Source organism: Pseudomonas sp. OG7, assembly GCF_014192825.1.
GTDB lineage: Bacteria > Pseudomonadota > Gammaproteobacteria > Pseudomonadales > Pseudomonadaceae > Aquipseudomonas > Aquipseudomonas monteilii.
In genome coordinates this window covers 270,571-293,785 of record NZ_JACHYK010000004.1, presented here as the reverse complement: position 1 = coordinate 293,785, position 23,215 = coordinate 270,571, and the positions used below count along the sequence as shown (strand labels likewise).

The 23,215-nt window shown below is 61.1% G+C and carries 15 protein-coding genes, 5 tRNA genes and 1 pseudogene; 9 read left to right on the top strand and 12 right to left on the bottom strand.

What is annotated here, in order from left to right:
* Window positions 1-123 precede the first annotated feature (123 nt).
* From FHW75_RS12145 to FHW75_RS12130, 4 genes are all read left to right on the top strand, one after another.
* On the top strand, window positions 124-570 hold the full coding sequence (locus FHW75_RS12145; RefSeq protein ID WP_141099588.1) for a hypothetical protein: 447 nt from the start codon (window positions 124-126) through the stop codon (window positions 568-570).
* Between the two features lie 11 nt (window positions 571-581).
* On the top strand, window positions 582-5,708 hold the full coding sequence (locus FHW75_RS12140) for an RHS repeat domain-containing protein (protein WP_183673707.1): 5,127 nt from the start codon (window positions 582-584) through the stop codon (window positions 5,706-5,708).
* 232 nt (window positions 5,709-5,940) lie between these two features.
* On the top strand, window positions 5,941-8,502 hold the full coding sequence (locus FHW75_RS12135) for a fimbria/pilus outer membrane usher protein (RefSeq protein WP_025754843.1): 2,562 nt from the start codon (window positions 5,941-5,943) through the stop codon (window positions 8,500-8,502).
* The gene (locus tag FHW75_RS12130; RefSeq protein WP_183673704.1) at window positions 8,499-9,572 is read left to right on the top strand and encodes a fimbrial protein; all 1,074 of its coding nucleotides are present in this window, start codon (window positions 8,499-8,501) and stop codon (window positions 9,570-9,572) included. The genes FHW75_RS12135 and FHW75_RS12130 overlap by 4 nt, the downstream gene beginning before the upstream one ends.
* Window positions 9,573-9,679: 107 nt before the next feature.
* Here the strand turns inward: FHW75_RS12130 and FHW75_RS12125 are convergent.
* The 5 genes from FHW75_RS12125 to FHW75_RS12105 form a co-directional block, all read right to left on the bottom strand.
* A tRNA-Gly gene (locus tag FHW75_RS12125) sits at window positions 9,680-9,755 on the bottom strand.
* A gap of 86 nt (window positions 9,756-9,841) precedes the next feature.
* Window positions 9,842-9,917: transfer RNA gene (locus FHW75_RS12120), tRNA-Gly, on the bottom strand.
* 3 nt (window positions 9,918-9,920) lie between these two features.
* Window positions 9,921-9,996 (bottom strand) — tRNA-Glu (locus tag FHW75_RS12115).
* A 91-nt stretch (window positions 9,997-10,087) separates the two neighbouring features.
* A tRNA-Gly gene (locus FHW75_RS12110) sits at window positions 10,088-10,163 on the bottom strand.
* 4 nt (window positions 10,164-10,167) lie between these two features.
* A tRNA-Glu gene (locus tag FHW75_RS12105) sits at window positions 10,168-10,243 on the bottom strand.
* A 289-nt stretch (window positions 10,244-10,532) separates the two neighbouring features.
* On the opposite strand from FHW75_RS12105, the gene FHW75_RS12100 reads away from it, so the two are divergent.
* Complete coding sequence (locus FHW75_RS12100) at window positions 10,533-11,300, top strand: hypothetical protein (RefSeq protein ID WP_019099435.1); 768 nt, start codon at window positions 10,533-10,535, stop codon at window positions 11,298-11,300.
* Between the two features lie 136 nt (window positions 11,301-11,436).
* Here the strand turns inward: FHW75_RS12100 and FHW75_RS12095 are convergent, their stop codons facing one another.
* Window positions 11,437-11,919: a GAF domain-containing protein gene (locus FHW75_RS12095; protein WP_019099436.1), complete on the bottom strand. Its 483-nt coding sequence runs from the start codon at window positions 11,917-11,919 to the stop codon at window positions 11,437-11,439.
* A complete protein-coding gene (locus tag FHW75_RS12090) occupies window positions 11,920-12,807 on the bottom strand; it encodes an ATP-binding protein (protein ID WP_027615872.1) in 888 nt (295 codons plus the stop codon).
* Window positions 12,808-12,883: 76 nt separating this feature from the next.
* On the opposite strand from FHW75_RS12090, the gene FHW75_RS12085 reads away from it, so the two are divergent.
* Window positions 12,884-15,241, top strand: coding sequence for a response regulator (locus FHW75_RS12085; RefSeq protein WP_019099438.1), 2,358 nt, complete (start codon window positions 12,884-12,886; stop codon window positions 15,239-15,241).
* On the opposite strand, the gene FHW75_RS12080 is transcribed toward FHW75_RS12085, so the two are convergent.
* Together FHW75_RS12080 and msrB are read right to left on the bottom strand one after the other, a co-directional pair.
* Window positions 15,231-15,719 carry a glutathione peroxidase gene (locus FHW75_RS12080; RefSeq protein WP_019099439.1) on the bottom strand — a complete coding sequence of 163 codons (489 nt, stop codon included), beginning with the start codon at window positions 15,717-15,719 and terminating at the stop codon, window positions 15,231-15,233. The two genes, FHW75_RS12085 and FHW75_RS12080, sit on opposite strands and share 11 nt — an antisense overlap.
* A 13-nt stretch (window positions 15,720-15,732) precedes the next feature.
* The gene (gene msrB / locus FHW75_RS12075; protein ID WP_016715103.1) at window positions 15,733-16,128 is read right to left on the bottom strand and encodes a peptide-methionine (R)-S-oxide reductase MsrB; all 396 of its coding nucleotides are present in this window, start codon (window positions 16,126-16,128) and stop codon (window positions 15,733-15,735) included.
* Between the two features lie 167 nt (window positions 16,129-16,295).
* On the opposite strand from msrB, the gene FHW75_RS12070 reads away from it, so the two are divergent.
* Entirely contained in the window at window positions 16,296-17,507 is a 1,212-nt protein-coding gene (locus FHW75_RS12070; protein ID WP_019099440.1) for a pyridoxal phosphate-dependent aminotransferase, read from the top strand.
* A 290-nt stretch (window positions 17,508-17,797) separates the two neighbouring features.
* Window positions 17,798-18,685: a protease HtpX gene (htpX, locus tag FHW75_RS12065; RefSeq protein WP_016715101.1), complete on the top strand. Its 888-nt coding sequence runs from the start codon at window positions 17,798-17,800 to the stop codon at window positions 18,683-18,685.
* A gap of 53 nt (window positions 18,686-18,738) precedes the next feature.
* Here htpX and FHW75_RS12060 read toward each other — a convergent pair whose 3' ends face one another.
* Window positions 18,739-19,389: a thiopurine S-methyltransferase gene (locus FHW75_RS12060; protein ID WP_019099441.1), complete on the bottom strand. Its 651-nt coding sequence runs from the start codon at window positions 19,387-19,389 to the stop codon at window positions 18,739-18,741.
* 110 nt (window positions 19,390-19,499) lie between these two features.
* Here FHW75_RS12060 and FHW75_RS12055 point away from each other — a divergent pair, with 110 nt between their 5' ends.
* On the top strand, window positions 19,500-20,267 hold the full coding sequence (locus FHW75_RS12055) for a class III extradiol ring-cleavage dioxygenase (protein ID WP_183673702.1): 768 nt from the start codon (window positions 19,500-19,502) through the stop codon (window positions 20,265-20,267).
* Between the two features lie 90 nt (window positions 20,268-20,357).
* Here FHW75_RS12055 and FHW75_RS12050 read toward each other — a convergent pair.
* Both FHW75_RS12050 and FHW75_RS12045 read right to left on the bottom strand, forming a co-directional pair.
* A pseudogene (locus FHW75_RS12050) lies at window positions 20,358-22,071 on the bottom strand (DEAD/DEAH box helicase).
* Between the two features lie 321 nt (window positions 22,072-22,392).
* Complete coding sequence (locus FHW75_RS12045; RefSeq protein ID WP_183673700.1) at window positions 22,393-23,148, bottom strand: spermidine synthase; 756 nt, start codon at window positions 23,146-23,148, stop codon at window positions 22,393-22,395.
* Window positions 23,149-23,215 lie beyond the last annotated feature (67 nt).

Here is a 23,215-nt window from a genome sequence, read left to right as displayed (position 1 = left end):
CCATCACCTGGGGACCTGGCATTTCTGCTAGGTGCCTGGCACCCCATATCGTCATACCCTGCCTGGACACGCTATACGCTGACGCGTGCATACCTCAATCAACAATCAATTAAGTGGAAGCCAATGACTATGTCACGCCAACATTCACCATCAGCAACTGGCACCATTACTGTTTATGAAAAAGTGGGCAACGAGGGAGGCGGCGACTCCAAAGCATTGATCGTCGAAGGCGCGGGAAGCGACAAAAGGCAAGTGCTTGAAATGGGTGACTTTTCAGCACGCAAAATACACATGATCAATATCCCATCGGCCACCACCATTGAACTGCAATCAAAGGCCATGGAAGGAGGTACACCTAAGTGGTGGATTAAGCTGAAGACAACGCATGCACCCTCTGACCTCGACCAGCACGATATCGACCAATATGTAAACCGCAACGGCAAGGGTAGCTTCATACCTACAGCACTTGGCATCCTCGTTGTCGACAAATCCGAAAACCCGGCAACACGCGACTCGCTGGGGAAAATCATCGTGCAGACATCGGCCGGCCGCCGACCTACCACTGAATAAGGACGCTATTCATGACTATACAGTCCAATGCCTGTAACTTCATGAGTTACACCCAGGGTAGTGTCGACCCCCGCACGGGGCTTTACACATTTTCTATTGAAATCCCCCCCCTGAACGCCAATGACCTTCAGGGCCCGGAACTGCCTTTGAGCCTGAATTTCAACCCCTTGAACGAATCGAACGCAGGCTTCGGTATTGGCTGGTCTTTGAAACTAAGCCGATACGACCTGGACAGTGGCGTACTGGACCTGCACACGGGGGATAGTTTTGCGATCGCTGACAACGGCCCGAACGAACCTGTTGTGGTTCATGAGCGCAAATTTGACAGCTTTCATGTGGCGAATATTAGCAACGATAAAGGCAAACGTTACCGGATTGCCCATAAAGCGGGCCTGGTAGAGCTACTTGAGCCACTGAAAGCCGCCCCCCGGGTTTGCCTGCCAACCCGGGTCATGACGCCATCGGGCCACGGCATCACATTGGCCTACGACGACAGCAAAGGCCGGCTGGCTTCTATCCATGACGACAGTGGGCTAACACTGCTTACGGTAACGTTCAACGGTGACCATGAAGCCGTGCTGGACCTTCATCCTGGCACTGAAGCGCATGTGTCTTTCACCCTGGCGCTCGAGGGTGAAGAACTGCGCACGTTAGTCATGCCCACCACCGACCAGCACAGCTGGACGTTTGACTATACTTCCTACGGTTCCTTGCGTTGCCTGCAGAAACTGGTAAACCCACTGGGGGGTGAAGAGGAGCTGGTTTACAAAGAACAGGGGCACCAACTACCCGGCCTGGAGCTGTATGTCCCCTATGCAACCAGCCTTGTTGTGAAGCCCGATCGGCTTGATGAAACAACCTTTATAAAGACCGAATACGACTTTAGCAAAAATAACTTCCTGGGTTATGGCGCGTCGGGTGTAGTCTGGGATGACAACTACAACCAGGATCACTTGTACAAATTTACCGGCAGTACATTCAACTACACATCAACCGTCAAGCACCACTACGAAGGCAAGGTACTCCGCACCGTCACGCGCACCTTCAACCGCTTCCATTTGTTGGTCGAGCAAGTCACCGAAGAGTCCGGCTGTACCGAGACGATGAAAAACGAGTACCACGAGCGCAGTGGCGGTTTTGCAGAACAGGATGAACGCCTGCAACTACCGAGCAAAATGACCAAGACCTGGACGGTTTCTGGTAATCCCGTCGACCGCCGTGACGAGTTCGTCACCTTCATTTACGACAAGGCAGGCAACCTGGAGGAGGAGCGGACTGCCAGTGGCATACGCATGGTCCGCACCTATTATCCCGCCACCCAAAGTGACGGCTGCCCGGCGGACCAGGAAGGGTTCAAGCGCAACCTTGAAAGTATTACCGTTTACCCGGCTGACGATGCAGCAACCGGGAAGCCCGCTACGATCACTCGCACCCGGTACACCTACAAAGCGATGGACGTGTTGAGCGCAACAGCCTCGCTGCAGCAGGCAAGTTATTGGTTGGTTGCTGACAGCGAGGAGACCCTCGAAGTTACCCTGGAAGATGATGGCAAAGAAACCGAACAACGGTTGCGCCGGGTCGAGATGAGCCACCTGAACATGCCAGACAATGTCTTGCTGCACGGGCGCTCCGATCTGAAGACTGCCACGCTGGGCGCCTGCACGTCGAAAACCCGCTGGCATTATGAAAAAATAAACGACGAGCAGGGAAAACCAACTTACCTGAAGACCACAACCACGTTCTCGCCCCACGGCGGTACGATCGAGAAAACGTCGGCCTCTGTACACTCGTCGCTGCGTAACCGCGCCATCGAAGAGGAAGATGCCAACGGCGTGGTCACCCGTTACCGCTATGATTCACTCAACCGGCTGCTTGAACAGACCGTGGCGCCAGATGACCCGGATCATGCTGCCACAGTTGCTTATGACTATGGCCAGGTCATTGAGGACAAGCGCTCGCTCTGGTATGCCCAGATCACCGACCCCAACAAGGTCATCACCCGCGCCTATCATGACGGGCTCGAACGCTCGGTACGTGTGGAGCGCACACTGAAAGACCTGAATGACCCAGGCAAGACAATTACCCGCATAACGTCCAAAACCCAGTATGACTCCATCGGGCGCGTGGCAAGCGAAACACAGTTCGATTACCTCCCCGCGCCTCCCGACAGCGACACCCCCGCAGAAACCGTGGTCGAGCTGACGTCCAGCTACGCTTACGATGCCTGGGGGCAGCGCTGCGCGGTCACCCGCCCGGACCTTGTGAAAGAAATCACCGAGTTCTCGCCTTTCGGTGAAAAGGGCAACAAAACCACGATGTGGAGCGTGAGCCCCGACAAGCCCGACGACAAACAGCAGCTGCGCGTCGTGGAATACAACACATCCGAAAAACCCGTGTATGAGTACCTGCTGCTGCCGGTGGAAGACGAAGCAACAAAAGGCATCTCGTGGGTTGAGATCGACCGCACCGATTACACCTACGATGGGCTAAGCCGCTGCATCAAAGAAACCTTCAGCCCCGCGCAGACTCGCAAGCAGAAACCCTTGGTCACCGAGTACACCTACGATAACTGGGGGCGCATGTGCGAAACCGTTCGGGCAGACGGCAGCAAACTCCTGCGTACCTTCGCGGCGCACAGCGTCAGCGAGTTGACAACCCTGCTGGAAGTGCTTGATACCCGCGGTGATCCGGCGCAGCCCGTGTGCTCGCGCGAGTATGACGGGCTTGATCGCCTGACCCGCATGGCCGTAGGACCGCGCGTGGAAAAATACCAGTACCGTGGGCTGACACAACTGGTCGAGAAGCGCTCCATCAGTAACAGCAAGGGCACCGACAAACGCACGCACGTCACCCATTACGAGTACAAGCCAAACCTCACCACCCAACCTTCCCAGGTGGCAGCGACGTTCGAGGATGTATCGCAGCCTCATGTGCCCGATGCGTCCAGCTTCGACTACTTCCCAAGCGATGCGCAAATTTCCTCGGCTGCCAACAGCAACGGCAACCGTACTTACAGTTACACCGACCAAGGCTACCTGGCCCATGAGTACTGGAAGGTGAACGATCAAGCGCAGTACGACATCCACAATGCGCACTCGCTGGAAGGCCGCCTTATTTTCCGCAAGCACAGCGACGGTATTGCCTGCCACTATGGCTACGACACACTTGGGCGGCTTCAGACCATTTCCCAGGGCCAACTGGAATGCACACTCGAGTACAACAGCGAAGGGCTGCTGGAACACACGACCACCCGAGATGCCGAGCGTTATGTGCGCACCACCCAGACCTACGACCCGCTGGGCCGACAACATCGGCGTACGCTCGATGCCAACGGCGAAATCAGGGTGCTGGTGCTGAAATGGCGTGATGGCAAGAACCTTGAGTCGCGCACCCTGTACCGTGACAACGATGACGATGAAGACGCTTTCATCCGCAAGGAAGTGTTCGGTTACGACGAACTCGATCGCCTGACCACTCACGACTACGAAGGCGACTGGGACATTGAAGAGGAAGACGGCGAACGCTGGCAGGCACTGCCGCGCAATGCAGCGGGCCGCTCGATCATTGCACAAACGTTCGACTTCGATGCACTGGATAACCTGAGCCGCTGCCGAACTGATTTTGCCGATGGCGAACGTGATACCGCACGCTTCACCTACGCTGAGGACTCCAGCTTCCAGTTGACCAAGGTGACCCATACCTTACTCGCAGATTACCGCGCAGAGCAGACGTTCCATTACGATGCGCGGGGCAACATGCTCAACGACGAACAAGGGCGCAAGCTGGAATATGACAGCCATGGCCGCTTGCAGCGTGTGCTGGATGCCAACGACACCGAGTTGATGAAGTACTTGTACGATGGCCACGACCAGTTGCTCGCCGCCACGCAGGCTGGCAAGGCCCAGGTGCAAAGGCGCTATCTGGGCAATAGCCTGGACAGCACACAAGAAAATGACCTGCTCACCCAGTACCTGTACGGTGATGGCCAGGCAGTGGGTGTGCAACGCGCGAACCAGAACGACAACCAGCTGCTGCTGACCGACACTGCCGGCAGCGTGGTTGCAGAAGTAGACAGTGATGGCACCCGCCATGCCAGCTACAGCGCGTACGGTGAACAGCCCGAAGACAATGGCTTGCGCAACCTGCTGGCGTTCAATGGTGAACTGCGTGAAGCGGGGTTGGGCTGGTACCTGCTTGGCAGCGGCTACCGTGCCTACAACCCCAACCTGATGCGCTTCCACAGCCCGGATTCGCTGCCGCCAGAAGTATCAGGCCCCAATCCTTATGTGTATGCACTGGGCAACCCGGTGAAATGGCGGGACCCTACCGGCCATAGGGTTAGTTCGGTGGCCGGTGGAGATGTACCACCGGATTACGTGGACCCGCCAGAAAAACCCTCGATTCCCTGGTCTGCATGGATAGGCGTAGGCGTTGCGGCGCTTATGCTGGTGCTATCGGCCGGCGCGATGGCAGGGCCTCTGCTAGCGGGTGCGGGCGCGTTGGTGTCGACCGGCGTCCTCGCGAAAGCCTCGATTATGGTTATCGGGCAAGGTGTTGCACTGGGCATGCAGGTTGGTGCGGTACTTACCACCAATGATGACCCAGAACTTTCACAAGCTCTCAATTATGGGGCGTTCGGGGTTCAGGTAGTGACGTCTATCGTGGGTGGGCCAGCAATGTTTACGCTCAAGGCAGCAGGCAAAGCAGCCACGGCAGCTAAAGCGGTAGCTAAAGCGAGCGTTGCTGCCGCGACGAAGGGAGGCGCGCATCTGCAAGGGCTTAATCGGCTGATGTCGGCGCCGACTCAGGCAAGCTTGGACGACATGCAGATAACCTCCACAGGCGGCATGGGCCTACAGTCAAACCCCTCCCGCAGTGTTGTTAATAGTGCTACGCAAACAACGCCTTCAAGTTCGAGTAGCGCTTCTAGCGCCAATCCACCCCTGAGGCAAGTAAATCTAGAGGCCACTGTTTTCAGCAGCGGCAGGGGGCCAAGGATAGTCAGCGAACCCCAAGTAACAATTGTTCAACATGGTGTAAAGCTGGATCCGCCAAAAGCTCCTACACCTACGAAGTACTCCGGAGATGGAAGACCCCTCAACTGGGAATGGCATGCGCTTCAACCAGGAGGAGTGTAATCTGAGTTGATCCTGCGCTGGGGTGTCGCTAGGCACCCCAGCTCAATCGCCCTTATCGAAACCACCGCCTCATTATCAAGACTCTTCCTACAGCCTCTCTATCCCCCCGCCCCTAACCTACCCCTCGCAACACGGCCCGTCAGCCACACGCCTGGCGCACGCCACCCTAAGCTCGCAACCAAGCCTCCCTTGCGCCCCAAACTGCAAGCGCTAACGCCCCAGGACTCCTTCCATGCCTAAGCTCCACTGGCGCAGGCCCGTGTGGTCACGCCCGCGCCCCGCCCGATCCGCGCTGCTTGGCAGCCCGCTAATACTGCTTTTAGTCACGCCCGCGCTCGCCACCCCCTCTTCGCCTCGCTTCCAGGCCGAGTTCATGCGTCAGGCACCCGGCCTGGCCAGCGACGCCGGCGCGCTGGCATTGCAGGCCCTGGCGGAACAGGAACCGTTGGCGGCCGGGCGTTACCGCGTTCAGCTACTGGTCAACCACACACCGCTGGACGCACGCGAAGTGGACATTCGCAACAACGACGGCCAAGGCTTGCAAGCCTGCCTGACGGGTAACCTGCTGCGCGACTTGGGCCTGCGTGAGCAAGCGCTGGAAGCCCCCCTGCCCAGCGACGATCGCTGCCTGGACCTGGCCGCCCTGTTACCCCACGCCTACGCCGACTTCGACCCGTCGAACTTGCGCTTGTCGGTGTCCATCCCACAGATAGCGTTGCACCGACAACCGTCCGACACGATCGCCGAATCGCGATGGGACGCCGGCATCAATGCCGCCTTCATCAACTACCAGGCGTCCACACAACATTACCAAAGCCACAACGGCCGCAACCGCAACAGCCACGACCTGTACCTCAACAGTGGCATCAACATCGCAGGCTGGCGACTGCGCAGCAACCAGGCGCTGCGCGACAATGCCGATGGCCAGACCGACTGGAGCCGCAGCGACACCTATGCGCAGCGTGATATCCCCGGGTTGCGCGCCAACCTCACACTGGGTGAAACCTTCACCGGTGGCGAGGTGTTTCGCAGCGTCCCGTTCATCGGCGCACAGGTGGCATCCGACCTGGACATGCACTCCGATACCGAGCAGCAATATGCCCCGGTCATACGCGGCGTAGCCCAGACGCGCGCCAAGCTCGAAGTGCTGCACAATGGCTACCCCATCTATTCCACCTACGTCGCCCCCGGCCCCTATGTCATCGACGACCTCAATGTCGGCGCTGGCCACGGCGAACTGGAGGTGATCCTGACCGAGGCCGATGGCCAGGTGCGGCGCTTCACCCAACCCTACTCGTCATTGGCCAACCTGCTGCGCGAAGGCGTATGGCGATACAGCGCCACGGTCGGCCGCTACAACGGCGCCGAAGATCTTGAGCGGCCCGTGTTCTGGCAAGCGACCCTGGCCCGTGGGGGGATCTGGGACAGTACGCTGTACGGTGGCGCGTTCGCCAGCGACTACTACCACGCCGGCGCCCTTGGCGTGGCCCGCGACTTTGCCGGCCTGGGCGCGCTGTCACTCGATGCAACACAGGCACGCACCGATCTGGGCGGCCTGGCCGGCCAGGTACAAGGCCACAGTTTTGCCATGCGCTATGGCAAAAGCTTCCAGACCGGCACCAACCTGCGTTTTGCCGGTTACCGCTACTCGACCGAGGGCTACCGTGATTTCGATGAAGCAGTGAAGGATCGCAACCAGTCGGACCGTTACGTGGGTAACCGCCGCAGCCGCCTGGAAGCTTCGATTTACCAGAACGTCGGTAACAGCTCGGTGAGCCTGACGCTTTCACAGGATGATTATTGGAACAGAAGCGGCCAGCGTCGTAATTATCAGGTGCAGTACAACACGCGCTGGGGTGACCTGGGTATCAACCTGTTCGCCTCCCAGGCATTGGCAGAACGTGGCGGGGACAGCCGTTTGATTGGCCTGAGCCTGTCACTGCCACTGGACTTCGGCCACCGGCACAACACCACCTTCGACCTGCAGCACCAGGACGGGCGCAATAACCAGCGGGCCAGCCTGAACGGCGGGCTGATGAACAACCGGCTGGGCTATCAGGTCTCGCTCAGCCATGACGAGCAACAGCGCAGCAGCGGCGCACTGTCACTCGCTTACCAAGGTACCAATGCCAGTTACGGTGCCGGCTACACCGAAGGCGCCGATTACCGCAGCGTATCGCTCAACACCAGCGGCGCACTGCTGGCCCACAGTTCCGGCATAGTGCTGGGCCCTTACCTGAGCGATACCAGTGCATTGGTCCACGTGCCGGATGCTGCCGGTATCACACTGGAGAATGCACCCGCAAGCCAGGCCAACAAGGGCGGCTATCTGTTGGCACCGAACCTGCGGCCCTACCGCCTGAACCCGCTGATACTGCGAACCGACGATTTGCCCCCCGAGTTAATCATCGACAACGCCGTGCAGCGAGTAGCACCGCGCCGAGGGGCCATCGTCATGGCTACGTTCCCGAGCCGACAGGTCATGCGCCTGGTCCTCACCCTTCAGTTGCCCGACGGCCGCCCGCTGCCGTTCGGTACACAACTGACGGATGCGCAAGGGCAGGCGGTGGCCGTGGTCGGGCAAGCCGGTCAGGCACTGGTGGCCACCGAACATCAAGGTGAGCAGCGACTGCAGGCGCGATGGCTGGACCAAGGTACCCGCGAGTGCCAGGTAATGCTGACCCCCGAGAACATCACCGCAGTCAACGGCTATCGCATTCAAACGCTGGCGTGCCACCCCCGCGAGGCCGGCACACCTTCTGAAACAAGCACGAATCAGGAAGCAGCATCATGAGCATATTCGCCCCCACAGCCTTGCGGCCTCTTGCCGTAGTGACTTGCAGCCTGGCCATCTGGCTGTCGAGCAACCCGGCGTACGCTCGGTGCGAATGGGATAGCGGGCTGCCCACCTACATGACGTTCGAGCACGATCTGGGCAGCCTTTGGGTACCTCGTGATGCTGAAATAGGACGAGTCATTGCCGACTTGCCATTGGCGGTGCGTAACCGTGAGGGCAGCAACCTGCAGTGCTTCTACGACGCAACCCCTCCCACCACGGCGAGCATGATACCCAGCACCGCCCTGGTGCCGGGAATACCCGTCCGCGCTCAACGTTCTGCCGATAGCGTGCTACGCACCAACGTCGATGGCATCGGTGCCATCCTGACCCTGGGGTTCCCCTATGATGGATCTGCTCCCAATGCGTTCACCTCCGACGATGGCACGCAGAGCGTGCCCTACAGTGGCACCATGCTTACCCCTACGGGTTTCGCTGCGCCACTCGGCGTTCTGAGGGGGCGCGTGACCTTGGTCAAGACCGGGCCAATTGCCCCTGGAGAACACATTGTCGACAAGCAGATGTTCCACGGTGTCACCAATGACCGAGGCCGGGTTCTGGACTACACCCTGAAGGCGAGAGTCAAGCAAGCGCAATGCACGCTGTTGGGCAACCCCGTTAGCGCCGACCCGGTAAAGCTCGGCGACTACACCTTGGCCGACTTCACAGGCCCCGGCCCGGTCGGCACGGAAACGCCATTCAGTATTCGGCTTAGTGATTGCGAGGATGACAGCGCAGCGGGTACAGCTTTTGCCCACATCGAACTGGATGGTACAAAAGGCTCCACTGTCGTGGATGCCAAGAACGGTATCTTCAGCCTTGGCTCCGGCTCTACTGCAGCGGGCTTTGGCATTCAGATCCTGCATGGCGATGGCAGGCAACTACCCCTACAGGAAGTGGTATCGGTCAAACCCTTGCAAGTGGGGATTACTCAGCTGGACTTCAGGGCGCGCTTTTACCAACTCGACCCCAAGGTAACACCTGGGTTAGCCCAAGGTGCTCTGCACTTCACCACCAGCTACCGCTGAGCACGCCCCATCGCGCCCTACCCAGCATAGGGCGCATGGACGGGGAAAAAATTCAGACATGCAAAAACGAAGAAAGGGACTTTCGTCCCTTTCTTCGTTTCTATGTTTGGAGCGGGAAACGAGACTCGAACTCGCGACCCCGACCTTGGCAAGGTCGTGCTCTACCAACTGAGCTATTCCCGCAATTTGAAGCTTTACCGCTAATCGGCGTGAAGCGCCACGAGGACCCTCACCACCACTGCACCGTGCGAACGCCACAGTATTTAAACTGGAGCGGGAAACGAGACTCGAACTCGCGACCCCGACCTTGGCAAGGTCGTGCTCTACCAACTGAGCTATTCCCGCAAATGGCGTCCCCTAGGGGACTCGAACCCCTGTTACCGCCGTGAAAGGGCGGTGTCCTAGGCCACTAGACGAAGGGGACACACAACACTTTTCAGTGCACCAGAACAGAACCTCACGATTCAGCCTGGATTTTCTTTTCCTGCCCCGCCGTTAAGCGTTGCCGGAGAAACTGGAGCGGGAAACGAGACTCGAACTCGCGACCCCGACCTTGGCAAGGTCGTGCTCTACCAACTGAGCTATTCCCGCAATCTGGCGTCCCCTAGGGGACTCGAACCCCTGTTACCGCCGTGAAAGGGCGGTGTCCTAGGCCACTAGACGAAGGGGACACGCTGCTGGCATTACTGCCTGCTTTCACTCCCTGCCGCGTTTCGCTGTGTGCTTTACGCTGCAAGTGGCGCGCATTCTATGGATGGTTCGAAGATGCGTCAACCCCTTTGTAGAAATTTATTTAAATCAATGACTTCCGGGTGGGTTGGGGTGCAGATGCGGGCCTGGTTGTCGATATAGAGAGAGGGAAAGCCGCGAAGAGGCCAGCACAGGTATATAGCCGCTGTTCGTCCCAACGCGAACTCACTACACTCAAAGCTGTAATTCTTCTTCAATGAGGCATTAACGGTGACACCACTTCTGATCACCCTGCTCATCGTGGCGGGCATCGCGTTGCTGATCGTGATCGGCTACCTCAACAATGTGGTCGAGAACGGCAAGATCGAACGCGTCCGGACGAGGATAGAGCTGGCCGACCGCCTGCGCCGCTGTGGCGAAATCACCGAGACCTTCCCCGGCCAGTTCATGACCCCGGCCCTCAAATTGCTGCTGACCCGCCTGGAGCTGAACCTCAACCAGCGCCAGCTGGCGGTGGACAAGCACAACCCCGAGCTGAAGGCGCGCATCGCCGAGCTGGAGGGGTTGATTGCCCAGGGCGACAAGATACCGGTGAACAACCCGCCCAACCCGATCCACACCGAGGTCAAGGCCAAGGATGTACGCTTTTTGCTGGAGGCGATGCACAACCAGGTAACCCGCGCCGCCCAGGAAGGCTTCCTGCCAGCACCCGAGGCCAAGCACTGGGTCAAGGAAATCCGCCATATCCTGGTGCTGTTGCATATCGAGTTCTTCAACAACCTTGGCCAGCAGGCCCTGCAAAAGAACCAGCCGGGCCAGGCGCGCCTGGCGTTCGAGCGTGGCGTGCAATACCTGCGCAAGCAGCCGGAGCCGAAGGTGTATGAAGAGCAGCTGACGTACCTGGAGAAACTGCTGGCCCGGGCCAACGCCCAGGTGCTGGACCGCATGGCACCGGCGGAGGATGAGCACAACGCACTGACAGACGGGCTCAAGACCGATGAGGAAGAGACCTGGAAGAAGAAGGTGATGTACGACTAAGCCTGAATCATGCGTTGGGTTTGATGGCCCTATCGCCGGCAAGCCAGCTCCCACAGGTACTGCACAAGCCTTCAGACCTGAGACAAACCTGTGGGAGCTGGCTTGCCGGCGATAGGGCCGGTACAGGCCACAACAATCAGCAGTCAGTCAGCGCCAGAAAGATCGCCGCCAACCGCTCCAGCCCCGCCTGATCCGCTTCACTGAACCGCCCAACCTTCGGGCTGTCCAGGTCCAGCACCCCGATCAACCTGCCTTCCTTCACCAACGGGATCACCAGCTCGCTGCTGGACGCACTGTCACAGGCAATGTGCCCGGGGAACGCATGCACATCCTCCACCCGCTGGGTCTGCCGGGTGGCTGCCGCCGCCCCGCACACGCCCTTGCTGAACGGAATGCGCACACACGCCACCTGGCCCTGGAACGGCCCCAACACCAGCTCTTCGTTGCGGTTGAGGTAGAACCCCGCCCAGTTCAGGTCATCCACCTGGTTGTACAGAAACGCCGAAAACTGCGCGGCATTGGCGATAAAGTCACGCTCGTCGGCAAACAGCGCCTGCACTTGCGCCGCCAGCAGGTTGTAGCCGTCGAGGCCGGCGCCACTGGCATTGAGGTCGATCATTTACTTTTGCTCCAGCAATTGCAGCCCGACCCAGTAGCGGGCGAACTGATAGGCACAACGGCCATTACGGTTACCGCGGCCGGTGGCCCAGCGCACGGCGAGGATGTCGAGTTCTTCGGTACGCTGCCAGGCCAGGCCCGCAGAGCGTGCCAGCTGGCCGATCCAGTGTTCGACCACATTCAGGAAGTGGTCTTGGGTAAACGGGTAGAACGACAGCCACAGGCCAAAGCGGTCAGACAAGGCGATTTTGTCTTCCACGGCTTCGCTGGGGTGCAGCTCGCCGTCCACGCGCTTCCAGTTCTCGTTGTCGCTCTCTTTCTCCGGCACCAGGTGGCGACGGTTGGAAGTGGCGTACAGCAGCACGTTGTCCGGGGCCTGTTCCAGCGAGCCGTCAAGCACGCTTTTAAGCACCCGGTAGTCGCCCTCCCCCGCTTCGAACGACAAGTCGTCGCAGAACAGGATGAAGCGTTGCGGCAGCTTCTGCAGCTGCTCGACCACCCGCGGCAGGTCGGCCAGGTGGTCGCGTTCGATTTCGATCAGGCGCAGGCCGGCGCCGGCATGTTCGGCCAGCAAGGCACGTACCAGCGACGACTTGCCAGTACCGCGCGAGCCCCACAGCAATGCGTGGTTGGCCGGCAGGCCGTTGATGAACTGGTGGGTGTTGCGGCCCAGCTGGTCGCGCTGTTTGTCGACACCGATCAGGTCGGTCAGGCGGATATCCAGGCTGACGTCCAGCGGCAGCAGGTAACCACTGCGGCCATCGCGCTGCCAGCGGGCGGCCAGAGTGACGCCCCAGTCGATGTTCGGGCGCTGTGCCGGCAACAGGGGTTCGAGGCGCGCCAGTACCGATTCGGCGCGGTCCAGGAAAGCAATCAAGCGAGCGTCCATGACGACTCCTAACAAGACAGGTGAGATTTCCAGCTGAATGTGTGACAGGCCCGCCAGCTGCCGGGGCTATTCGGCTATGCTTGCGCAGCGCAAGGGACGTGAAACCGGCTCGGGACTCATGGATATCAAGTTCACCAATCGCCTGTCATACAAGCAAGCCCGGCTGACAGTCCTGGTCGGCTTCATCCTGGGAACATTGCTCAGTCTCATCCAGATCGGCATCGATTATGCCAGCGAAGACGCGTCCATCAACCGCGAAGTGCGCGCGTTGCTGCAAATCAGCCACAACCCGGCCTCGCGCATCGCCTACAACATCGACGCGGAACTGGCGCTGGAGCTGACCCGTGGCCTGCTGCAGTCGCCCGCCGTCGTCCGCGCGCGGCTGATCGACAACAACGAAACGGTACTGGCCGACGTCGAGCGGCCCAGGCTGGAGGACCGTTACCGGCCACTGAGCGACTTTCTGTTCGGCGAACAGCGCCAGTTCAAGGAACGCCTGTACCTCACCCACATGCCCGAGGAATACCTCGGCACCCTGTACCTGGACGTCGACACCTACGCCTTCGGCAGCCGCTTCCTCGACCGCGCCGGCATCACCCTGCTCAACGGCTTTGCCCGCAGCCTGGTGCTGACCGGCATCCTGCTGGCGTTGTTCTACATGATGCTGACCAAGCCACTGGTGACGGTGATCGGCGCACTCAGCGGCAGCGACCCGCGCAAACCCCGGCAAACCCGCCTTGAATGCCCACACGGGCACGAACACGACGAAATCGGCGTGCTGGTGAAGGTCGCCAACCAGCAGTTCGTCAGCATGGCCACCGAGATCGAACAACGGCGCACCGCGGAAAACCGCCTGACCCAGTACCTGAACGAGCTGGAAGACATCGTCTCGGCACGCACCAACGAGCTGAAAGCCAGCAACAGCAGCCTGAGCCTGTCCAACCAGGAGCTGGAACAGGCCCGCAGCCGCGCGCTGGACATGGCCCAGGCGCGCGCCGCCTTCCTGGCCAACATGAGCCACGAAATCCGCACCCCACTCAACGGCATGCTCGGCATGATCGCCCTGGCGCTGGACAACCCGTTGCCCAGCGAGCAACGCCAGCAACTGGCGATTGCCCACGACTCGGGCAAGGTGCTGGTGGAACTGCTGAACGATATCCTCGACCTGTCCAAGTTCGATGCCGGCCAGCTGGAGCTGGAGCGCATTGCGTTCGACATGGGCTCGATGGTGGAAGACACCGCCAACCTGCTGTCGCAGAACACCGCGCAAAGCGTAGAGCTGACCTGCCTGATCGCCCGCGACTTCCCCAGCAGCGTGCTCGGCGACCCCACGCGGGTACGGCAGATCGTCAGCAACCTGCTGTCCAACGCGCTCAAGTTCACCCGCTTCGGCCGTGTCGACATACGCCTGGTGACGATCGTCGGCGGTGTGCGCCTGGAGGTACGTGATACCGGCATTGGCATCCCCGAAGAAGCCCAGGCGCGGATCTTCCAGCCATTCACCCAGGCTGGTGCCGGCATCACCCGCCAGTACGGTGGCACCGGCCTGGGCCTGGCGCTCACACGCAACCTGTGCAAGGCCATGCAAGGTCACCTGCACATTCGCTCCGAGCCGGGCTTCGGCAGCTGCTTCACGGCCGAGCTGCCACTGCCGGTGCACACCGAGGCCATCCCGCCGACACCGCTGCATGGCCGGGTGGCCGCGCTGAGTGCAGCCGGTAGCGGGCTTAATGAGCTGTTGCAGAACCTGCTGCCCGCCTGGGGCCTGACCTACCAGCGCCATGACAGCAGCGCCACGCTGGACACCACAGCGATCGACCTGCTGATCACCGACGACGTGGACCACCTGTTCGAACTGCGCCCGGCAGTGAAAACGCCGATTCTGCTGGTAACCGCCTACGGCAACTTCCTGCCCAACGAGCAGTCGCTGGCCTTGGCACCCTTGCATCAACTGGCCCGGCCATTGGCACGTAACGCCCTGTACCAGACGCTGCGCCGCACCTTGCAAGGCCATGAGCCCGAGCACCCTCTGGCCACCCCGGCCATTAGCCTGGAGCAAGGGCGAGCGCGGATTTTGCTGGTAGAAGACAACCCGGTGAACCAGCTCGTGGCCAAAGGCATGCTGGCCAAGCTCGGCTGCCAGGTGCAGCTGGCCACCCAGGGCGCCGAGGCTCTGGAGTTGCTGGAGCAGGATGAATTCGACCTGATACTGATGGACTGCAACATGCCGGTCATGGACGGCTATGAAGCCAGCCGGCGCATCCGCCAGAGCGGTCGCTGGCCACACCTGCCTATCGTTGCGCTCACCGCCAACGCCATGCCCGAAGAGCGCGAACGCTGCCGGGCGGCGGGCATGAGCGACTACCTGGCCAAGCCGTTCCGCCGCGAAGAGCTACTGGCCCTGGTCGACCACTGGGTGCCCTTCAACGGCTGAGCAAACGCTCGATGTCCGCTTCCAGGGCCTGCGGTTTGGTGGTGGGCGCGTAACGCGTGACCTGGCCGCTGGCCGGGTCGACCAGAAACTTGGTGAAATTCCACTTGATCTTCTGGCTACCCAGAATGCCCGGGGCGCGTTGTTTGAGCTCGACGAACAGCGCGTGAGCGCCCGGGCCGTTGACCTCGATCTTGCGAAACAGCGGAAAGCTTACGCCGAAGTTGCGCTCGCAAAACTGCGCAATGTCCCGTGCATCGCCTGGTTCCTGCTTGCCGAACTGGTTGCAGGGAAAGCCCAGCACCACCAGGCCACGCGCGCGGTAGGCTTGCCACAGTTGCTCAAGGCCTTTGTACTGCGGGGTAAAGCCGCACTGGCTGGCGGTATTGACCACCAGCAGCGCCTTGCCCGGGAAGTCGCCAAGCTTCTTGTGCTCGCCGCCCAGGGTTACGCAGGGGATGTCCAGCATCGATCCAGCCATGGTCGGGCTCCGGTCAGTCGCGTGGGCGCAAGTCGATACACACCGAGTTGATGCAGTAGCGCAGGCCGGTCGGTGGCGGGCCATCGGGGAACACATGGCCCAGGTGCGCGTCGCAGCGGGCACAGGTAACTTCGGTGCGGATCATGCCGTGGGAGGTGTCACGGATCTCGATCATCGCGCTGTCCTCGATCGGCGCGTAGAAGCTTGGCCAACCGCAGCCGGAATCGAACTTGGTCTGCGCATCGAACAACGCCAGGCCGCAGCAGATGCAATGGTAGATGCCATCGCGGCGCTCGCTGTTGTACTTGCCGCTGAACGGCCGCTCGGTGCCCTTGAGGCGGCATACCTGGTACTGCTCGGGGTCAAGCATCGAGCGCCATTCATCCAGGGTTTTTTCAATCTTTTTCATGCAGGAACCTCGGCAGGCTGAATTTCACCCCGCACCGTCTTTTCCGGGGCGCGGGTGGCACGTATATTAGTTGGCTTCGTGTGCCAGGCGTTCAGTCTGGCACCCGCTTCCTGCCGTTTCAAACCTTTCGGCGTGGGTGGCGTGTTTTCTCATATCGGGATCCCATCATGCAGTTCAGCAAATCGAACAAGCTCGCCAATGTCTGCTACGACATTCGCGGCCCAGTGCTCAAGCACGCCAAACGCCTGGAAGAGGAAGGCCACCGCATCCTCAAGCTGAACATCGGCAACCCAGCGCCGTTTGGCTTCGAGGCGCCCGATGAAATCCTTCAGGATGTCATCCGCAACCTGCCCACCGCGCAAGGCTACAGCGACTCCAAAGGCCTGTTCAGCGCGCGCAAGGCGGTGATGCAGTACTGCCAGCAAAAGGAAATCGAAGGCGTCACCATCGAGGACATCTACCTCGGTAACGGCGTGTCCGAGCTGATCGTCATGTCGATGCAGGCGCTGCTGAACAACGGCGACGAAGTGCTGATCCCGGCCCCCGACTACCCGCTGTGGACCGCCGCCGTGAGCCTGGCCGGCGGCAAGCCGGTGCACTACCTGTGCGACGAGCAGGCCGACTGGTTCCCCGACCTTGAAGACATCAAGGCCAAGATCACCCCGAACACCAAGGCCCTGGTGATCATCAACCCGAACAACCCGACCGGCGCGGTGTACTCCAAAGCGCTGCTGCAGGGCATGCTGGAGCTGGCCCGCCAGCACAACCTGGTGGTGTTCTCCGACGAGATCTACGACAAGATCCTGTACGACGAAGCCGTGCACATCAGCACCGCCTCGCTGGCCCCCGACCTGCTGTGCCTGACCTTCAACGGCCTGTCCAAGTCGTACCGGGTGGCGGGCTTCCGTTCTGGCTGGCTGATCATCTCCGGGCCCAAGCACCACGCACAAAGCTACATCGAAGGCATCGACATGCTGGCCAACATGCGCCTGTGCGCCAACGTGCCGGCCCAGCATGCCATCCAGACCGCGCTGGGCGGTTACCAGAGCATCAACGACCTGGTGCTGCCGCCAGGCCGTTTGCTGGAGCAGCGCAACCGCACCTATGAACTGCTCAACGACATCCCGGGCGTGAGCTGCGTGAAGCCGATGGGTGCGCTGTATGCGTTCCCGCGTATCGACCCGAAAGTGTGCCCGATTCTCAACGACGAGAAGTTCGCGCTTGACCTGCTGCTGTCGGAAAAGCTGCTGATCGTGCAGGGTACGGCGTTCAACTGGCCGTGGCCGGACCACTTCCGCGTGGTGACCTTGCCGCGCGTGGATGACCTGGAAGCGGCGATTGGCCGGATCGGGAATTTCCTGCGGACTTATTCGCAATAAGTGATGGCCTCTTCGCGGGCAAGCCCGCTCCCACAGGTACACACAAGGTTTGAAATCTGCGCCAATCCTGTGGGAGCTGGCTTGCCGGCGATGGGCTGCACAGCAGCCCCTTGCAATCTCACAGGATGTTTCTTACATCCTGCAACGCTCTATCCCACAGCCCCCGCGCCATCCTCTGCCATACTCCGCCGTACACAGTTTGAAATAGTCGCCCGATTGAATCGGCGCGGCAGGCCCCTTATATACCCCGCAGTAAGCGACAATTCATCCGTCAGGAGAACGTAACAACCATGATGCGCATTCTGTTGTTTGTGGCCACCAACCTCGCGGTGGTGCTGGTTGCAAGCATTACCCTGAGCCTGTTCGGATTCAACGGGTTCATGGCCGCCAACGGGGTCGACCTGAACCTCAGCAGCCTGCTGGTGTTCTGCGCCGTGTTCGGCTTTGCCGGCTCCCTGGTCTCGCTCTTCATCTCCAAGTGGATGGCGAAGATGAGCACCGGCACCCAGATCATCAGCCAGCCGCGCACCCGCCACGAGCAGTGGCTGCTGCAAACGGTCGAAGAGCTGTCCCGTGAAGCGGGCATCAAAATGCCCGAGGTGGGTATTTTCCCGGCGTACGAGGCCAACGCCTTCGCCACCGGCTGGAACCGCAACGACGCGCTGGTGGCCGTGTCCCAGGGCCTGCTGGAGCGTTTCTCGCCCGATGAAGTGCGTGCGGTGTTGGCCCACGAAATCGGCCACGTGGCCAACGGCGACATGGTCACCCTGGCGCTGGTGCAGGGCGTGGTGAACACCTTCGTGATGTTCTTCGCACGCATCATCGGCAACTTCGTCGACAAGGTCATTTTCAAGAACGAAGAAGGCCAAGGCATTGCCTACTACGTGGCAACCATCGTTGCTGAGCTGATCCTGGGCATCCTGGCCAGCATGATCGTGATGTGGTTCTCGCGCCGCCGCGAATACCGCGCCGACGAGGCCGGTGCGCAGCTGGCCGGTACCGCAGCGATGATCGGCGCCCTGCAGCGCCTGCGCGTAGAGCAAGGTCTGCCGGTGCACATGCCTGACACCATGAAGGCCTTCGGCATCAACGGCGGCCTGAAGCACGGCCTGGCCGGGCTGCTGATGAGCCACCCGCCGCTGGAAGACCGTATCGAGGCCCTGCGCCGTCGCGGTTGATCCACTTGGCAATGCAAAAAGGGCGACTTTGGTCGCCCTTTTTCATGCGTGCGTCATCGGCGGACCCGATACACCCGCTCCAACAGACTGGAAGCCCCGGCCTGCGAAAACTTCGGGCTTTCCTGAATAAGCTCCACAACTTCCAGCTCATCCACCTGCCACCCGACCAACCCCTGCCGCACCTCTTCATCCCCCACCGAAAACGGCGGCCCGTCCAGCAGCGCCTGGTCATAATCCAGCGTCACCAGCAGCCCCCGACAGCTCACCGGCAACGATGCAGACAAAGCCTCCATGTACTTCGCACGCATCTGCGGCGGCAGCGCAATCAACGCCGCCCGATCATAAAACCCCACGCACTCGACAATGTCCTGCGCGCGCAACGCGAAGAAATCGCCACACCACAGTTCGATGTCACCCTGGCGCCATACCTCGAATGCGCCTTGCTGACGCACCTCGGGTTCAAGCCCATGCTCATGGAAGAAGCCCTCCACCGCCCGCCGCGACAGTTCCACGCCCAGCACGTGGTACCCCTGCCCCGCCAGCCAGGCCAGGTCCAGGCTTTTGCCGCATAGCGGCACCAGCACGCGGCTGCCTGGCGCCAGGCCCAGTGCTGGCCAGTGCGCTTGCAGGTACGGATTGACCTGCCCCTGGTGGAAGCCGATCTGGTTGTCGGCCCACCGTTTTTGCCAGAACGCTGGCTCCATGGTTGCTCCTTGTTTATCGAGTAAACCGATAGAAAACGCGTAAAACTTGCGATGGATATCGATCAGTTTCTGATCGAAGATGAGTGCATCTTAACCCTCAGGACCTCGCCATGCTGCCCAGCCTGTTCATCTCCCATGGTTCCCCCATGCTCGCCCTGCACCCGGGTGCCAGCGGGCCGGCCCTGGCCGGGCTGGCCAACAGCCTGCCAAGGCCGAAGGCCATCGTGGTGGTGTCGGCGCACTGGGAAAGCCCTGAACTGCTGGTGACCAGCAGCGCGCAACCCGAAACCTGGCATGACTTCTACGGCTTCCCGCCGGCGTTGTACGCCGTGCAGTACCCGGCGCCGGGCGAGCCTGCGCTGGCTGCCAAGGTAAGCGAACGGCTCACGAACGCCGGCCTGCCGGCCCGGCTGGATGCGCAGCGGCCGTTCGACCACGGCGCCTGGGTGCCGCTGTCGCTGATGTACCCGGATGCGAGCATTCCGGTGGTGCAAGTATCGCTGCCCAGCCGCATGGGGCCGGTGCTGCAATTGAAGGTGGGCCAGGCGCTGGCGGGGCTGCGCCGTGAAGGTATTCTGCTGATTGGCTCGGGCAGTATCACCCATAACCTGGGCGAGCTGGACTGGCACGCCGGGCCGGATGTGATCGAGCCTTGGGCACTGGCGTTCAGGGACTGGGTGGTGGAGCGGTTGCAGGCGGATGACCGGGCGGCGCTGCTGGATTACCGGCAGCAGGCGCCGTATGCGGTGCGCAACCATCCCAGTGATGAGCATTTGCTGCCGCTGTTCTTTACCCTTGGGGCTGGGAGCAAGTTCGGGGTGGTGCACCAAGGGTTCACCTTGGGGGCGCTGGGGATGGACATTTATCGGTTCGACTGACGGGCCTCTTCGCGGGTTCACCCGCGAAAGGGCCGGTACAGGCAAAAAAAATCCCCAGCCAAGGCCGGGGATTTTTTCATTGCGCCTGGATCAATCCTCGCGGTAGCGACGCAGCTTCAGCTGCTTGCCAGCCACGCGGGTGTCCTTGAGCTTGGACAGCAGCTTCTCCAGGCCATCTTCCGGCAGCTCGACCAGGCTGAAGCTGTCGCGCACCTGAATACGACCGATGGCGTCACGGGCCAGGCCACCTTCGTTGAGGATCGCACCCAGCAGGTTCTTGGCAGCGATGCCGTCACGGGCACCCAGGGCAGTACGGCAACGCACACGGCCTTCGGCCAGCGGCATCGGCGCACGGCGCTCACGGTCGCCACGGTCTGGGCGCTCGCCACGCTCACCGCGCTCGGTACGCTCGCCACGCGGGGCAAAGCTAGGCACCAGCGGCTGCTCACGCTCTACCGCTGCCAGGTCCAGCGCCTGGCCATTGGTGGCCTTGCGCAGCAGGGCCGAAGCCAGGGCACGGGCACTGCAACCCAGGTCGGTGGTCAGGCGGTCGAACAGGTCGCCGTGGGTGGCTTCGGCTTCGGCAACCAGCGGCGCCAGGCTCGAAGTCAGCTTCTTGATGCGGGCATCCAGCACGGCCTGGGCATTCGGCAGGCGGGCTTCGGCTACCTTCTGACCGGTAACACGCTCGATCACCTGCAGCATGCGGCGCTCACGCGGGGTGACCAGCAGCAGCGCACGGCCATCGCGACCGGCACGGCCGGTACGGCCGATACGGTGTACGTAGGACTCCGGGTCGTACGGCATGTCAACGTTGAATACGTGAGTGATGCGCGGTACGTCCAGGCCACGGGCGGCGACGTCGGTGGCGACGACGATGTCCAGGCGGCCATCCTTGAGCGAGTCGATCACGCGCTCACGCTGGTTCTGGGCGATGTCGCCGTTCAGCGCGGCAGCCTTGTAGCCCTTGGCTTCCAGCGCGGCGGCCAGGTCCAGGGTGGCTTGCTTGGTGCGCACGAAGGCGATCAGCGCGTCGAACTCTTCCACTTCCAGCAGACGCAGCACAGCCGGGATCTTCTGGTCGGCGTGGACCATCAGGTGAGCCTGCTCGATCGCGGTAACGGTCTGGGTCTTGCTCTGGATCTTGACGTGCTTGGGCTCACGCAGGTGGCGCTCGGCGATCGAACGGATCGACGAAGGCAGGGTTGCGGAGAACAGCACGGTCTGACGGGTAGCCGGGATTGCGTCGAAGATCACTTCGAGGTCGTCCATGAAGCCCAGCTTCAGCATCTCGTCGGCTTCGTCCAGCACCAGGTACTGCACGGTCGACAGGACTTTTTCGTCACGACGCAGGTGGTCGCACAGGCGGCCCGGGGTGGCCACCACGATTTGCGCGCCGTTGCGGATTGCACGCAGCTGTGGGCCCATCGGGGCACCACCGTACACGGCAACCACGTTCACGCCTGGCATCTGCTTGGCGTAGGTTTCGAAAGCGGTAGCAACTTGCAGCGCCAACTCACGGGTTGGCGCCAGGATCAGGGCTTGCGGTTCGCGCTTGCTTACATCGATCTTGTTGAGGATCGGCAGGGCGAAGGCAGCGGTCTTGCCGGTGCCCGTCTGCGCCTGGCCGATCATGTCGTGACCGGCGAGGATGATCGGGATCGATTGTTGCTGAATGGCGGACGGCTCTTCGTAGCCGGTCGCCAGAACGGCAGCAACAATATTCGGATTAAGATCGAGAGCGGCGAAGCCGCCGGTTTCCTGGGTCATGGGTCTGCCTCTAGGTGCATCCGCAAAGACCCATGCTCCAAAGCTGCACATGCCTTGAAAGACCGTCAGGTCACCCAGGCAGCTTTGGCGGCGGGGATTTGCGAAAACGATTGAAAAAGAAAACGTGGGAAGGTCCGCCTAGCGGACGTGCAGCCGAAGCTGGACTCGGAGGATTTGCACCACCTGATTTTGAGGTCCGCTAAAAGACCGGCGCGTACTATACCCGAAATCGTGCGGGGACGTGAGGAATATTTTCGCGGTGAAAGGCCATTGTCGGGCCATCAATGGCATCAAGCTGAATCGATAATTCTTTCAAGGCTGACGCGGCCGCTCCTACACTGACCGTGCCAGGCATTCAGGTAGCCGGCCGAATCTCGCGGATCAACCCCTCAAGGCTATACCCCAACCGCGGTGCCAGCGCTTCGGCACGCGCCCGCAAGCCTTCCAGGTCCAGCGATTGTTCCAGATCAGCCGGCACCAGCAAAATCACATTGCCTTCCTTCACCGGCAGCTCCCAGTAATGCCGGTGGTACAACCCACGCAGCAACGCCGCACCCAGCGGCTTGCCGTCATCGGTGGCCCACTGGTTGATCACCAGCCAACCGCCCGGGTTCAACTGCTGCTGGCAGTTCTCCAGGAAGTTCCACGCCAGGTGCCCCACGCCCGGCCCGTGGTCGGTGTACAGGTCGACGAACAGCAGGTCGGCCTTCTCCGCCGAGGGCAGCAACTCCAGGGCATCGCCGATACGCACATACAGCCGAGGGTCGTCATCCAGCCCCAGGTACTCCATGGCCAGGCGTGGCACGTCCGGGCGCAGTTCGATGGCTTCGATATCTTCCAGCGGCAGGAACTTCATGCAGGCCTGAGTCAGCGTGCCGGCCCCCAGGCCAAGAAACAGCGCACTCTCGGGCTGCTCGTGGCACAGCGCCCCCACCAGCATGGCGCGTGTGTAGTCGTACTCCAGCCAACTCGGGTCGGCCGTGAACACACAGCTTTGCTCGATGGCATCGCCGAATTCCAGAAAGCGGTAGTCGTCTACTTCGTACACGCTGATGACGCCAAACGCGTCCTCTACCCGTGCCAGTAGCCGCTCTTCCCGTTCCGCCGTCATGCTTACCACCCGCCCGCGCAAAAACGCGCATTGTCCGTCAACACCCTCGATGCAACAAGCGCAGCGC

Excerpts from the sequence above, each read along its gene's own strand:
- FHW75_RS12145 (WP_141099588.1), top strand. The coding sequence starts at position 124 with ATGACTATGTCACGCCAACATTCACCATCAGCAACTGGCACCATTACT.
- FHW75_RS12140 (WP_183673707.1), top strand. The coding sequence starts at position 582 with ATGACTATACAGTCCAATGCCTGTAACTTCATGAGTTACACCCAGGGT.
- FHW75_RS12135 (WP_025754843.1), top strand. The coding sequence starts at position 5,941 with ATGCCTAAGCTCCACTGGCGCAGGCCCGTGTGGTCACGCCCGCGCCCC.
- FHW75_RS12130 (WP_183673704.1), top strand. The coding sequence starts at position 8,499 with ATGAGCATATTCGCCCCCACAGCCTTGCGGCCTCTTGCCGTAGTGACT.
- FHW75_RS12095 (WP_019099436.1), bottom strand. The coding sequence starts at position 11,919 with ATGATCGACCTCAATGCCAGTGGCGCCGGCCTCGACGGCTACAACCTG.
- FHW75_RS12090 (WP_027615872.1), bottom strand. The coding sequence starts at position 12,807 with ATGGACGCTCGCTTGATTGCTTTCCTGGACCGCGCCGAATCGGTACTG.
- FHW75_RS12085 (WP_019099438.1), top strand. The coding sequence starts at position 12,884 with ATGCTTGCGCAGCGCAAGGGACGTGAAACCGGCTCGGGACTCATGGAT.
- FHW75_RS12080 (WP_019099439.1), bottom strand. The coding sequence starts at position 15,719 with ATGGCTGGATCGATGCTGGACATCCCCTGCGTAACCCTGGGCGGCGAG.
- msrB (WP_016715103.1), bottom strand. The coding sequence starts at position 16,128 with ATGAAAAAGATTGAAAAAACCCTGGATGAATGGCGCTCGATGCTTGAC.
- FHW75_RS12070 (WP_019099440.1), top strand. The coding sequence starts at position 16,296 with ATGCAGTTCAGCAAATCGAACAAGCTCGCCAATGTCTGCTACGACATT.
- htpX (WP_016715101.1), top strand. The coding sequence starts at position 17,798 with ATGATGCGCATTCTGTTGTTTGTGGCCACCAACCTCGCGGTGGTGCTG.
- FHW75_RS12060 (WP_019099441.1), bottom strand. The coding sequence starts at position 19,389 with ATGGAGCCAGCGTTCTGGCAAAAACGGTGGGCCGACAACCAGATCGGC.
- FHW75_RS12055 (WP_183673702.1), top strand. The coding sequence starts at position 19,500 with ATGCTGCCCAGCCTGTTCATCTCCCATGGTTCCCCCATGCTCGCCCTG.
- FHW75_RS12045 (WP_183673700.1), bottom strand. The coding sequence starts at position 23,148 with ATGACGGCGGAACGGGAAGAGCGGCTACTGGCACGGGTAGAGGACGCG.